General features: G+C 39.1%; 10 protein-coding genes. 7 read left to right on the forward strand and 3 right to left on the reverse strand.

What is annotated here, in order from left to right:
* Positions 1 to 43: 43 nt before the first annotated feature.
* Positions 44 to 943 (forward strand): hypothetical protein, encoded by a 900-nt coding sequence (locus tag PR809_RS14925; RefSeq protein WP_102139636.1) that lies wholly within the window; start codon positions 44 to 46, stop codon positions 941 to 943.
* Between the two features lie 43 nt (positions 944 to 986).
* Positions 987 to 1,517 carry a fimbrial protein gene (locus PR809_RS14930; RefSeq protein ID WP_102139637.1) on the forward strand — a complete coding sequence of 177 codons (531 nt, stop codon included), beginning with the start codon at positions 987 to 989 and terminating at the stop codon, positions 1,515 to 1,517.
* 253 nt (positions 1,518 to 1,770) lie between these two features.
* Here PR809_RS14930 and PR809_RS14935 read toward each other — a convergent pair whose 3' ends face one another.
* A complete protein-coding gene (locus tag PR809_RS14935) occupies positions 1,771 to 3,384 on the reverse strand; it encodes a GMC family oxidoreductase (RefSeq protein WP_206277100.1) in 1,614 nt (537 codons plus the stop codon).
* 359 nt (positions 3,385 to 3,743) lie between these two features.
* On the opposite strand from PR809_RS14935, the gene PR809_RS14940 reads away from it, so the two are divergent.
* Entirely contained in the window at positions 3,744 to 4,922 is a 1,179-nt protein-coding gene (locus PR809_RS14940; RefSeq protein WP_206276837.1) for a calcium:proton antiporter, read from the forward strand.
* Positions 4,923 to 4,990: 68 nt separating this feature from the next.
* Here the strand turns inward: PR809_RS14940 and PR809_RS14945 are convergent, their stop codons facing one another.
* Positions 4,991 to 5,884: a LysR family transcriptional regulator gene (locus PR809_RS14945; protein ID WP_206276836.1), complete on the reverse strand. Its 894-nt coding sequence runs from the start codon at positions 5,882 to 5,884 to the stop codon at positions 4,991 to 4,993.
* 124 nt (positions 5,885 to 6,008) lie between these two features.
* Between PR809_RS14945 and PR809_RS14950 the strand changes: the two genes are divergently transcribed.
* Positions 6,009 to 7,658: an alpha-keto acid decarboxylase family protein gene (locus PR809_RS14950; RefSeq protein WP_206276840.1), complete on the forward strand. Its 1,650-nt coding sequence runs from the start codon at positions 6,009 to 6,011 to the stop codon at positions 7,656 to 7,658.
* Between the two features lie 38 nt (positions 7,659 to 7,696).
* Here the strand turns inward: PR809_RS14950 and PR809_RS14955 are convergent, their stop codons facing one another.
* A complete protein-coding gene (locus tag PR809_RS14955) occupies positions 7,697 to 8,677 on the reverse strand; it encodes a Gfo/Idh/MocA family protein (protein WP_206276835.1) in 981 nt (326 codons plus the stop codon).
* A gap of 465 nt (positions 8,678 to 9,142) precedes the next feature.
* Here PR809_RS14955 and PR809_RS14960 point away from each other — a divergent pair, with 465 nt between their 5' ends.
* Genes PR809_RS14960 through PR809_RS14970 form a run of 3 tightly spaced genes read left to right on the forward strand, consistent with a single transcriptional unit; the run spans position 9,143 to position 13,132 of the window.
* Positions 9,143 to 9,865 (forward strand): IclR family transcriptional regulator, encoded by a 723-nt coding sequence (locus tag PR809_RS14960; protein WP_206276834.1) that lies wholly within the window; start codon positions 9,143 to 9,145, stop codon positions 9,863 to 9,865.
* A 26-nt stretch (positions 9,866 to 9,891) separates the two neighbouring features.
* Entirely contained in the window at positions 9,892 to 11,307 is a 1,416-nt protein-coding gene (locus PR809_RS14965) for a YfcC family protein (protein WP_239979161.1), read from the forward strand.
* 4 nt (positions 11,308 to 11,311) lie between these two features.
* Positions 11,312 to 13,132: a CocE/NonD family hydrolase gene (locus PR809_RS14970; RefSeq protein WP_206276833.1), complete on the forward strand. Its 1,821-nt coding sequence runs from the start codon at positions 11,312 to 11,314 to the stop codon at positions 13,130 to 13,132.
* Positions 13,133 to 13,184 lie beyond the last annotated feature (52 nt).

The following is a 13,184-nucleotide window of genomic DNA, read 5'->3' on the forward strand; positions in this document are numbered from 1 at the left end:
GCATCGCAATAATAATTTATAAAAATTGATAGGTAATAGCGTAATGCTAAAAAATAAAAACATTTATCTTATAAAAATATTGATGCTAACTTTACTATTCATAATTAATAGTAAAGCTAATGCAAGCCCATTAAATCCTAACAGTATATATACAACAAGTATAAAGCATCCACTAATTAGTGATGCATACAATGTTATACCAAAAACGTTAGGTCCTTATTTTTTGTATATTCCAGATGAGATCAAAAACAGCACAAATACTGAGTGTAATATTACAGTTATTGCAACTGGTCGCTCATCGACAGGCTCTATACAATCTATGGCAACACCAGATATTACTCTACTATCTGGGTTTAGTAGTATATATAATCTAGGTGTAGTTAAATACTATTCAGTCACACGAAACACACCTAAGCACTGTAGTGAGGTGCTACCTGATTTTGGCGTGAAATTTGGGCAGTTTAATGTTAGATATATCAATTTCTTCGATTATTCTGCATCTGCAACAGGTTATGCCGATACCTGTTTACAAATAATTGTGAATGACAAAACTGTAGGAACAACCTGTTCAGTTAATGTCCCTGAAATCCCTGTATTGCCTTCTTGCAATGTATCTATGCCATTAACTATATCTCATGGTAATGTCAATTCAAATAATATAAATGGAAATATTGCAAAAATTGACGGAAGTATATCATGCACTGGCGATATGAGCGCCACATTCCAATTTTTACCTGAAAATAAAATTGATTTATTACATGGTGTAGAAAGCCAATTAGATGTATGTGTCTCAGGAAAATGTATGTCAAATAATTTAGTTCAAACTGAGATTAAAAAAAATACTAACTTACCATTCTCCATTAGCTCAACTCTATCTGCATTGGGAAATCCTGAGCCAGGTTCGAGGGTTGGAAATGCTATTCTATCTGTTGTAATTAATTAATAAAAATAAATTATTTAATTTATTGATTGGAGTATAAATAATTATGATATTCTTAATTCAAATAATAAAAGAAAGATTACTTTTACTATTTGCAATACTCACGAACACACTAATTATTTTTTTTAGTGGATTTTGTATTGCAGAAACCTATACATTAACAATTAAGGTAGATGTTATTGAAAGCACTTGTGATGTATATGGTGAAAATGGCCCTGGACAACCTATTGAGGTCTCATTTGGTGAAATAAATCTAAATAAGTTTACCAGTGAACGCTATACAAAAAATATTGACTATCATTTGGATTGCGGAAATAAATCATCCAGTAATCCAAATCTTAAATTAAAGCTTGAAAGCTCTAGTGCTGGCTTTAATACTGATTTAGTTGAAACATCCAACCCTAATTTAGGTCTAAAAATTCAAGCAGATAATACACTTTTATTACCTAATGAATACCGTAATTTCACTTATCAAACACAGCCAGTATTAACTGCGACACCCGTATTTCATGAAGGAAAAGAAATTGAACTAGGCTTATTTAAGGCTACTGGAATATTAAAAGTTGAATATCAGTAATAGTTTATTTAATTTTAACAAAAAAATGCTGCTTTATTTGATAGATTTAATTAAATGAACATACCCTTGAATACAAAATAAATCATTAAATATAAAGATGTTATAAATCAATAAAATAAAAATAATGGTTTACTGTATAACACATAACCTAACATTAGTTCGCTCTAAGTACCATAAGTGTATTTAAACAGCATAAAGTTCAGGCGGTTGCCTTGGTTTTATGCTGTTTTTCCTATGTTGACCCATCACAAGGCTAATTTTCGTTCCTATCTTCTATAATCATTGCTGCTGCGCGTTCTGCAATCATGATCGTTGGTGCATTGGTGTTTCCACTTGGAATTTCAGGCATCACAGAACAGTCCACTACACGTAAATTATCAATACCATGCACTCGTAGCCGTAAGTCAGTCACTGACGTTGTGGTATCCGTTCCCATACGGCAAGTTCCCACAGGATGGTAAACCGTTTTACAAAAATTTCGGACAAACTCTTCAAGTTGAGCTTCATCATGACGTACAGAAGCGGACGGCATTAAAACCTCTTTGCTTACTGCTTGTAATGAAGCGGAATCCAATACTTCCAGACCAAATTTAACTGCACGCTTGCAGCCTTCCATGTCTTCTGGTGATGCAAGGTAATTAGCGTGAATTTTTAGCGGTGCTTGTGGGTCTGTGCTGCGTAATAAAATTTCACCACGAGACTTAGGTTGTAAATACCCGACCTTTAAAGAAAAACCGTGGGTAGCGGGCAGTGGCTCACCAGGAACATCATCCCAACTATCTAAAATAGGTAAAAAGTGAATTTGTACATCAGGGCGACCTTGATTGCAGCTATCTTTAAATGCAGCACCTTCTAGAACATTAGATGCGAGTAATCCGCTGCGAAATGCCATCCACTCTACCCCATGTTTAATCGCATTTAAGCCTTGGTCCGCACCGAATAAACTTATTGGCTGCTTAGTCGTGACGTTAATTGACATATGCAGGTGGTCATGAAAATTTTTGCCAACAGGTAGATTCACATGAGTATGGATCCCCAACGAAGACAAGTGCTCTTCAGGCCCGATCCCTGATAGCATCAATAATTTTGCAGAGCCCATCGCACCAGAACAGACCAATACTTCGCAACTGGCGAATGCCTCAACTTCATGGCCATTTGTCCCTTGATAGGCAACACCAATCGCGCGGCCATCACGAATGATTATACGGTTCACTTGAGTGCCAAGCTTTAATGTCAATTTGTCACTCTTTTCCACTGATTTTAAATAGGTTTTCGACGTACTGGCTCTTTCTCCATTATGCGTTGTGGTTTGGTAAAAGCTTGTTCCTTGCTGGCTTTCTCCGTTAAGGTCATTGACATAAGGAAGGCCATGCTCTTGTGCTGCACGAATAAATGCCATTGATAATGGGTGCCGATATCTGTTTTCACTAACCGGAAGTGGGCCTTCTGTCCCATGGTATTCCCCTGTTAAGCTTTCATTATTCTCTGCTTTTTTAAACCATGGCAATACATCCGAGTATCCCCAACCTTCACATCCGTAATTTAGAGCCCAATTATCATAATCTTGTTTTTGGCCTCGAATATAGATCATTCCGTTGACAGAGCTGCTTCCCCCCAGCACTTTGCCTTGAGCAATTTGCATTTTACGGTTATTAGCGTGAGGCTCTGGCTCAGTTTCATAAGGCCAGCTTTTTTGGGCGATAATTTTCGCTACACCTGCTGGCATACGAATAAACAAATGGTTATCGCTACCACCCGCTTCGATAAGTAATACTCTAGATTGCGTCTCTTGGATCAACCGAGCAGCCAGAACACAACCAGCAGAACCTGCACCGACAATAATATAGTCATATTTTACTGCGCTCATTTATCACCCCGCCAAATAAAACAAATAATTCATTTTCATTTATTTAACAATAGCGCCTTTAATTCATTAATGTATGAATAATATTTTGTATATGTGATTTAAATCAAAAATAATTTCTTATGTAATTATTTTTGAACTTTAATAATCTTTGTTTATTAAAGAAAAGTTTAAATCCAAATCAACACTTAAACCCTATCCACATTTCATTAATAAATGAATATTTATCATTGAGCAAGCAAGGGTTGCAAGATAATCGATGAGTGCTATAGTAACCGTTAATTTACATTCTATCGGCTTGAGGACGACCTCAAGTACGTATCAGCAACAGGGACGGCCCTTTCTTCTTAAGGAAAAATATTATGGGGCACTTCCGTTTCAATAGTCCGCTCATCCCATTAACGACTTGGGCTCGGTTAATTGGCTCTTGGTTAGTCGTCATTTTCTTTATCTTAAGTGGCGAAACATTACTTAATGACAGCCTTTCAGCATTTAGTGCAACTTGGGTTTTTCTACTGTTGTTCATTACAATACTAACCGCTTCCTTCGGTGTCGTTAAAGAAGCTGACCATCTTGCTGAGCAATTGGGTGAACCATACGGAACACTGATCCTGACTTTATCGATTGTCTTAATTGAAGTAATTCTTATTGCTTCAGTCCTACTAGGACCTGGTGATTTTCCAACCATTGGGCGTGATTCAATATTCGCAGTGATGATGATTATCATGAACCTCGTCGTAGGTATCTGCTTACTCGCAGGTTCAGCTAGAAATGGTGAACAAGAATATAATACGCAAGGTGCGAACAGTTATCTTTCAATGATCGTATTACTGACAGGTTTAGCGTTAATACTACCAAATTACACCTCTAGCCAAGGGGAGTACTCCTATACGCAAGCCATTGGTATTTCGGGTATTACTATACTCATCTATGGGGCTTTTTTGTGGATGCAAATGCGAGGCCATCGCCGGTTTTTTATTCAGCCTCCTAAAGGGATGATGAATGTCCCAGAACAATTCGTTTCAACTAACCATGTTTTAGCAGACAATAATGTCGAAAATAAAGATAACCACTCTGAGTCAAACAAAAAAGCCATTATCATTCGCTCTTGTGTATTAATTGGGCTGATACTCCCTATTGTGTTACTTGCGCATTACTTAGCTATCGTAACTGATTACGGAATTGAGGCTTTAGGAGCACCAGCAGCAGTCGGTGGTGTCCTGATCGCGATTATCGTATTTATGCCTGAATCGATCACAGCTGTAAAAGCGGCAATGAATAATGAAATGCAACGAGCGATAAACCTTTGCCAAGGTGCATTTGTCTCAACGGTGGGTTTGACTGTGCCAGCAGTATTAATTATCGGCATTATTACTGGTAAACAAGTCATCATGGGGGTTTCTAGCGCAGAAATTGTTTTATTCGCAATCACCATGTTACTGACTATGCTTTCATTTAATGGCCAGAGAACATCCCCCATCCAAGGCTGGATGCACCTTGCCACCTTTGCTGTGTTTGGGCTTATTCTATTTTATCCGTAATGACTGACAAAAAGTGAAGGCTTCATAAGAAAATACCTGATTGGTATCAAATTTTATGCAAGCCTCACTCATACTTCCCTTATTCTTAACATATCCAAAGCCAAATCATGCCATGCTTGTGCACGACGGCTTTGGTGGTGATTTTTTACTGTCGCTAAAGCAATGTCGTAAGCCAGTATTGGCTCAATAACGGGAATAACGGACAACCCCACTGAGCTGGTGTTTTTCCACATACTATCTGGAAGTAGCGTTATCCCTACCCCAGCTCTTACCATAGCGGTCACCAAATCTAAATGGCTACTGCGCCCAGAAATAGTGGGTTTTTTACCATAAATACCACAAGCACTGACAACAAGTTCATTAATTAGAAAATCATCAGAAAAGAAAATAAAAGGCTCATCGACTATTTCACTAAATTTAACAAATTCACGTATTGATAGTGGATGTTGGTTACTAACCAAGAGCATTAATCGGTCCGTTGAAAAAGGGTGTACTTCAAAGCGCTCATCTGCAAAAGGTAACATCACAGCGGCAGTTTCAACGTCGCCATTTAACATTGCCTCACGCATTTTTCGCGTACCCAATTCAAGAATTTTCAGTTCCACCTGTGGATAACGTTGGCTAAAAGCCATAATAATATCAGCAAAATAGGTCGATGCTATCACGGGTGGTAACCCCACGGGTAGCACCCCAGATATAGGACCAGACCTTTCCAGTAACGCTTTTTTCATATTCCCAAATTGAGAAAGGATTTGCTTCGCATGAGCCAATAAAATATCCCCCTCCTCTGTTAACTTAACGCCATCGACTTCCCTAGTCAGTAACGTATAGCCAAGCTCATCTTCTAGTTTTTTAATACTGCGGCTAATCGCTGGTTGCGTTACAAATAAACTTTCTGCCGCACGGCTAAAACCATTGAGCTGCACAACTTCAACAAAATAACGTAATGAACGAATGTCCATTTCGCCCCCTATAATTTTTAGTTATAGATAGAATGAGTTTAAGTGATTTCCTTTAAAGCATAATAAACGATAAAAATAATTCAACTTAGAATTATTGGCTATGCAATTATTGGAGATCAGCATGATAAACAAGACTGTTATCGAATACGTATTAGATAGACTTTACCAAATCGGTATTCACGATATTTTTGGTGTTGCTGGTGACTACGCATTCCCGATTGAAGATGCCGTATGTGAAAGTGAAAATATGCGCTGGATTGGCAACTGCAATGAACTCAATGCCTCATATGCTGCGGATGGCTATGCCCGCGTGAAAGGTGCAGCAGCATTATCAACGACTTTTGGTGTCGGCGAACTCAGTGCTTTAAATGGTATTGCCGGCGCTTATGCCGAGCATCTTCCCCTTTTTCATCTTGTTGGCATGCCAGCAAGTGGAGTTCAAAAAAACCACCGTTTAGTTCACCACACCCTAGGAAATGGTGACTTTGATGTGTTTTATCAAATGAGCCAACATTTAAGCTGTGCTCACGCTATTTTAACGCCTGAAAACTGTATTGCCGAAACAGAACGTTTAATTACGACCGCTTTACAAGGATCTCGACCGGTTTATTTAGGTTTCCCTTCTGACTACGCTATCATGCCAATTAAAACAGACAAAACACCTGAAACTATCACTATAATTAAAAGTCATAGCGAGTCATTATCAGCTGCCGTTACAGCTATTGTCGAAAAGCTCACATCGAGTACAAAAGCCTGTATTATTCCTGGGATTTTAACCGCACGCTTCGGCTTAGCCGCTGATGTTCAAGCGATTATTGAAAAAACGGGCCTACCTTACGCCACTATGTTTATGGATAAAGGGGTAGTAAGCGAATCTAACTCTCAATATATGGGGATTTATAACGGCAAACTGATGAATCCAGAGGTTAGGGAGTACGTCGAAAGCTGTGACTGTGTCATGGGTATTGGCGCGGTATTAACAGACTTCAACTCCGGCAGCTTCACCGCAAATATTAACCCTGAAAGCTGTATTAACATTCTTTCTGACCATGTGAAAGTGGGTTCCGCTATCTACCCGAATGTATTGATGAAAGATGTGTTAGATAAATTAAAAGAATTTGCGCCCTCACTTAACCATGTTGGGCTCAAAGCTCAAGGATTAGGATCCCCTCAGCAAGGTGAAAATGGCCAAATTACCGCCTCATATTTGTACCCTCGCCTAGAAAAAATGTTCCGTCAGGACGATATTATTGTTGCAGAGACTGGGACTGCCTCCATGGGGTTAGGTTTTGCTTTATTACCTGAAAATGCACAATTTCATAACCAAACATTGTGGGGTTCTATCGGCTGGGCCACCCCCGCGGCCTTTGGTGCCGCAATTGCAGAGCCACATAAGCGAGTTATTTTAGTGACTGGAGAAGGTTCTCACCAACTCACTGCCCAAGAGATTAGCCAGTTTGCCCGCTTTGGCTTAAAACCCATTATTTTTGTCCTGAATAATGATGGCTATTTAATTGAGCGACTTTTGTGTAAAAACCCTGAAGCCTATTATAACGACTTACCCCAATGGAATTATGCCCAACTCCCTGCAGCATTAGGCTGCAAAGATTGGTATTGTCAGCGTGTTACCCATTGCGATGAATTAGACAATGCAATTAAACAGGCCGAACTATCAAAGCATGCGGCCTATATTGAAGTGGTCATGGATAGATATGCGGCATCAGAGCTTGCTGAAAAACTGGGAAAATCAGTCGCATCTTTATATTCATTTTAAATTGACAGATTATGGCAGCCATCGCGCTGCCAATGTCTTTATGATCCAAATGCCAGCCCCACATCGTCTCGTGATTGATGCAATATTTTTGAGACAATTAATGCTAATTCAAGTAATTCATTACATTTAGCATAGTTTTTAGTGGCAATTTGCTCACGAAAAAATGCAAACTCATAGACCATATGGTTGATAGCTGCATCCCGAGATACGCTGGATATTTCCCCGCCAATACAAACCTCAACTGACTGACAAAGGCTTGGGGCTCCCTTGATACATATATACCCTTTGGTACCTTGAATAATAAAGTAACCGGGGCTTGCCGAATCTTTCGCCCCCACACACGATGCAACTGAACGCCCAAAATAGGCCGTTAATACCCCTGATGTATCAATTCCATTAAACCCTTTATTACAAATATAGCGGCTATTATCGGGTGCTCCCATCAAGGCAGATAATAAATAAATGTTATAAAGATTAATGTCATAGAGTGCACCGCCGGCTTGCAGTGGGTCAAATGCAGCATGAACTCGGCCTTGCAAGTAATCATTATATCGACTTGAATATTGGGAATAATTACCGTGAATCACTTTGATTTCACCGATTTTACCAATATGTTGTCTGATAAAGTGAAATTCAGGGGTATGAATAGACGTAATGGCTTCAAACAAAAAAAGCCCTCTAGTCTGTGAAATGGAAATTAACACCTGCAACTGTTGCCAATTTGGTGTAAACGGTTTTTCGCATACCACATGTTTGTCAGCCATTAATGCATCGAAGGTATACTGATAATGCAAATGGTTTGGCAAACCTATGTATATCACCTCAACATCAGGGTCTTGTAACAATTTTTGGTAGTCAGTATACAACTTTGCTATACCAAATTGTTGGCAAATAGCCTGTCCCTTTTCAATACTTTCCGCCCGAACACACAGTGCGACTAGCTCTATCCCCTGCACCTGTATTAAGGCATCGAGAGCCGACATAATTATTTTCCCGGAACCGACCAGCGCTAGTTTCATCTCTGTTATCCGTTAAGAAAAGTGAATTTCATTCTGCCATAAGGCTCATTATTAAAGAAATACCTTCGTTGCTTTTTTGATAACCACTGCCATTTCCGAATTTTGCCCTTAAAAATTTAATAAAAATGACGCATTTTTTCGCTGGAGGTTCTTTTCATTATTGCTGGCGTACTTATCAATTTCATCAGGTAAACCAAATAACCGCTATGAATGACAATTAGTCACCCATTTACAATCATTTCTATTCACGTTGTCATCAAAATGCTCTTATTTTAAAACTTCCATAACCAATTGTTTTATATTAATAATATTTTACTTTTATTTTTATAACTGAAAAATACCTTTTTAAAACCCTAACTCACATCACAATTTATTAACAACTCTCTTGAATCATTTTTTATTATTCTTCATGCTAATTTTATTAAATAAACCAATGGTTTACTGTATAAACCAGTCGAGGTTGATATGAAAGAGAATATTGTCACTGCCGTTGATGATGCTTTACAGTTATTGATGCTATTAGGTGAAAAAAACAATCTTGGGTTAAGTGAACTTGCACGCTTATCTGGCATGAATAAATCCAAGGTATACCGCTTATTATGCACACTAGAAAATCGCCATTTCGTACAAAAAAACGAAAATCCGGTTACTTATCATTTAGGCCATCAATTATTAAGCTTGGGGAATTGCGCTCGCCAGCAAATTAACTATATCCAAGTTGCAGAAGTTGAAGCAGAGCAACTACGTCAACGTTTTGATGAAAACATTCAAATGCGTATACGTGACAACGATGAGATTTTACAAGTTCTTCATAAGCCATCAGGGCAATCACTTCAAGTGCGCAGTGAAGCTGGAAATCGCCGGCCGTTAGGTTCTGGGGCTTCAGGCAGAGTGCTATTGGCTCACTCACCTAAAGATGTTCAAGCACATTTTATTGAAAAGAACCCCTCTATTGAAAAATCTATTGTAACCATACGCTCACAAGGTTTTGCAATTACCCGAGGTGAACTAACCGCAGGTATTGGTGCGATTGCCGCGCCTATCTTTTCACAACATGGGGAATGTATTGCTTCACTGAGCATTAGCTTACCTCTAAGCCGTTTTTCTGATGAAAAAGAACAAGAAATGACTGAACAACTGCTTCTGTCTGCTTTACGTATATCGAGGCAGCTCGGTTACGACTCATAATTAATTACAATAAAAGAGACAACGCCATGCAACCAACAAACAGCACAATACAAGCCCCATCTTCACCACCTAGCTGGCAAATGAACCCGGTTTTAGTAATGTTAACTATTGTTATCATTGCTTTTTTAATGACTTATTTTATTAATTCAGGCCAATATGAGCGCGATGGTAAGAAAGTCATTCCGGGCTCTTACCAAACTATCACTAAAGACATCAAGTTAGCGCAATTATTAGGCACTGAGAAATCGGAGGAAGGTACTGCCGCTCCTGTCAGTTTGCCTCAACTGTTTAAAGCGATCCCTGAAGGAATTGTTAAACAATCACCACTTATATACATGGTGTTATTTATCGGAGGAATGTTTGGTATTCTCAATAAAACAGGGGCAATAGAGTCAGGGCTAGAGCGGTTGCTCCATGTTACCCGAGGCAATATCTACCTGTTAATTCCTTTCTTAATGATTGTATTTTCCATGGGAAGTACCTTTATGGGGTTAGCCAAAGAGTATCTTTTGGTTATTCCCATGGTTATTGCCTTAGTGAAACGCGTTGGATTGAATGAACTTATTGGGCTTGCCATTGTAGCCATTGCGGTTAAGGTCGGATACCTCGCCTCTATCACCAACCCGTATGCACTTTCTATCGCACAACCGCTTGTTGGTTTACCCGTTTTTAGTGGTTTAAGTATGCGAATTGCGGCGTACCTTATTTTTATTACACTCGGTATTTTATTCGTTTTCTATAGCATTCGTAAAACGACACTCACAAACTATGTGGCTGAAGAACATAATCAAACCACACCATTAACCTATCGCCATAAACTTATGTTAATTATCTTAGCCATCGGTGTTGCATTTTTAGTCTATGCCTCTAATCGTTGGCATTGGAAAAATAATGATTTATCTGCCTACTATTTATTCTTAAGTGTCATTTTAACTTTTTGTAGTGGTTTGACCGCAAGTGCCGCCGCTAACGCATTTGTCAGTGGAATGAAAAAAGTCCTCATCGCAGGGGTGTTAATTGGGTTGGCGACTGCTGTCGAAATTATTCTTTCTCAAGGTAAAATTCTCGATACCATAATTCATCAATTAGTTGGGCTTGTCGGTGATCACGGACCTTATGTTTCATCATATAGCATGTTTATCTCCCAACTATTATTAGACATTGCCATTCCCTCTACTTCTGGGCAAGCCGCTGTCACAATGCCAATCCTAGGCCCCGTTGGTGAAATTTCTGGTGTTTCCCCCCAAACAACGGTTTTTGCATTTTTAATGGGTAATGGGCTAACCAATATGATCACACCAACATCGAGTGGATTATTGATCTTTTTAGCTACAGCCGGTGTCAGTTGGACCACCTGGGCAAAATACATTTTACCGCTTTTTATCATTTTTATGGCAGTCAGCATTGGTTTACTGAGCGTCGCCGTTACCATAGGGTATTAGTAAGATGGATATGAAGAATTACCGAATAGAAATGCGTGATGGAATAATGCTATCAACAGATGTTTACTTTCCACTAACTCAATCAACTGCATCTTTTCCCGTGATTATAGAGCGAACACCCTATGATAAAACCGCACCTTCTCGTTCGGAAAAAACGGTATCTGGCCAGCAAATAACACGCCAAGAAATGGCAAAATACTTCAGTAAACATGGTTTTATTGTTGTGTATCAGGATTGCCGCGGGCGCTATGAGTCCGAAGGAAAGTTCACAAAATATATTAATGAAGCTGAAGATGGTTTTGATACATTACAATGGATTATGGAACAACCCTGGTGTAATGGCAAAATAGGCTCAATGGGTCTCTCTTATGCCGCTCATACACAATTAGCAATGGCGTGTTTAAATCCACCAGGTTTACAGACGATGGTGCTGGATTCTGGCGGTTTTGCCAACGCCTACCAATGTGGGATACGTCAAGGGGGCGCTTTTGAACTTAAACAAGCCACTTGGGCATTTAAACAAGCTAAACTAAGCCCGCTAGCTCAGCAGTCTCCCGACATTTTAGCCGCACTCGAACAAGAAAATATCCATGAATGGTTTACGACAATGCCATGGTATCAAGGGCAAACATTGCTCAAACATGTTCCTGAATATGAATCATATTTATTTGAACAATGGGAAGAAGAGTGTTTTTCCGATTATTGGAAAAAAATAGGTATTTATGCCGAAGGCTATTATGACCAAATACCTGATATCCCAGTGTTATTTATGTCTAGCTGGTACGATGCCTATGTCAGTTCAACATTAGATAACTACTATGCATTTGTTACCAAAAAACAATCACCGCAAAAGTTAATTATGGGGCCTTGGCTACATGGCGACCGTAACATCACGCACAGTGGTGACGCAGAGTTCGGAGATATCGCAGCATTTGATCACAATGTTAGTGAAAGTTGGTTATCTTGCCGTTTAAACTGGTTTGAAACTCACTTAAAAGGTGAAAATGCCAAAAAACATCATGAAGAAGTAACAATATTCATGATGGGTGGTGGAAGTGGTAAACGCAACCAACAAGGGCGTATAGAACATGGGGGAGAATGGCTTAGCCACCATCAATGGCCTTTGCCAAATACTGAAAAAACCATGTATTATCTGTGGCCAAATAACAAATTACATCATCAGCCCTACGCTAAAACAGCCACAATATCCTATTGTTATGACCCTAAGCACCCAGTGCCTACCATTGGTGGTGCTTTAACTTCAGGTCAACCTATATTTTGGGGTGGGGCTTTTAATCAACGTGAATTACCAAAGTTTTTTGGTAGTAAGCAAAATAACTTACCCCTTTCTGCCCGCAGTGATGTATTAGTATTCGAAACCGAAGAATTACAAGCAGATGTCTGTTTAGTAGGTGAAATTGAAGTGTCGCTTTGGATAAGCAGTGATGCATTAGATACAGATTTCACCGCAAAACTTATTGATGTTTACCCTCCCAGTGCCGATTACCCTCAAGGCTATGCCATGAATATTACTGATGGCATCATTCGTTGTCGTTTTCGGCATGGTTATGAACAGAAGGAATTATTAACCCCAAATGAAATTGTCGAAGTAAAAATTAAGCCCTTTGCCTGTGCAAACCGTTTCGCAAAAGGACATCGTATCCGATTAGATATTTCTAGTAGCAATTTCCCTAAATATGACTTCAATACAAATACAGGTAAAACTATCGCGGGTGATAGAACGTGGAAAATAGCTTGTAATAGCCTACATATTTCTAGCGAATACCCGTCAAAAATCATTTTGCCTGTGCTCAACGAAACCTAAAAAAAATATAATTAACCCACAAACTATATGCCCGTTGCCCGCTTTAACTGCC

The sequence above is a fragment of the Providencia sp. PROV201 genome, assembly GCF_028479545.1.
Classification (GTDB): Bacteria; Pseudomonadota; Gammaproteobacteria; order Enterobacterales; family Enterobacteriaceae; genus Providencia; species Providencia huaxiensis.

Coding starts and splice junctions, on each gene's coding strand:
- PR809_RS14925 (WP_102139636.1), top strand. CDS start 44: ATGCTAAAAAATAAAAACATTTATCTTATAAAAATATTGATGCTAACT.
- PR809_RS14930 (WP_102139637.1), top strand. CDS start 987: ATGATATTCTTAATTCAAATAATAAAAGAAAGATTACTTTTACTATTT.
- PR809_RS14935 (WP_206277100.1), bottom strand. CDS start 3,384: ATGAGCGCAGTAAAATATGACTATATTATTGTCGGTGCAGGTTCTGCT.
- PR809_RS14940 (WP_206276837.1), top strand. CDS start 3,744: ATGGGGCACTTCCGTTTCAATAGTCCGCTCATCCCATTAACGACTTGG.
- PR809_RS14945 (WP_206276836.1), bottom strand. CDS start 5,884: ATGGACATTCGTTCATTACGTTATTTTGTTGAAGTTGTGCAGCTCAAT.
- PR809_RS14955 (WP_206276835.1), bottom strand. CDS start 8,677: ATGAAACTAGCGCTGGTCGGTTCCGGGAAAATAATTATGTCGGCTCTC.
- PR809_RS14960 (WP_206276834.1), top strand. CDS start 9,143: ATGAAAGAGAATATTGTCACTGCCGTTGATGATGCTTTACAGTTATTG.
- PR809_RS14965 (WP_239979161.1), top strand. CDS start 9,892: ATGCAACCAACAAACAGCACAATACAAGCCCCATCTTCACCACCTAGC.
- PR809_RS14970 (WP_206276833.1), top strand. CDS start 11,312: ATGGATATGAAGAATTACCGAATAGAAATGCGTGATGGAATAATGCTA.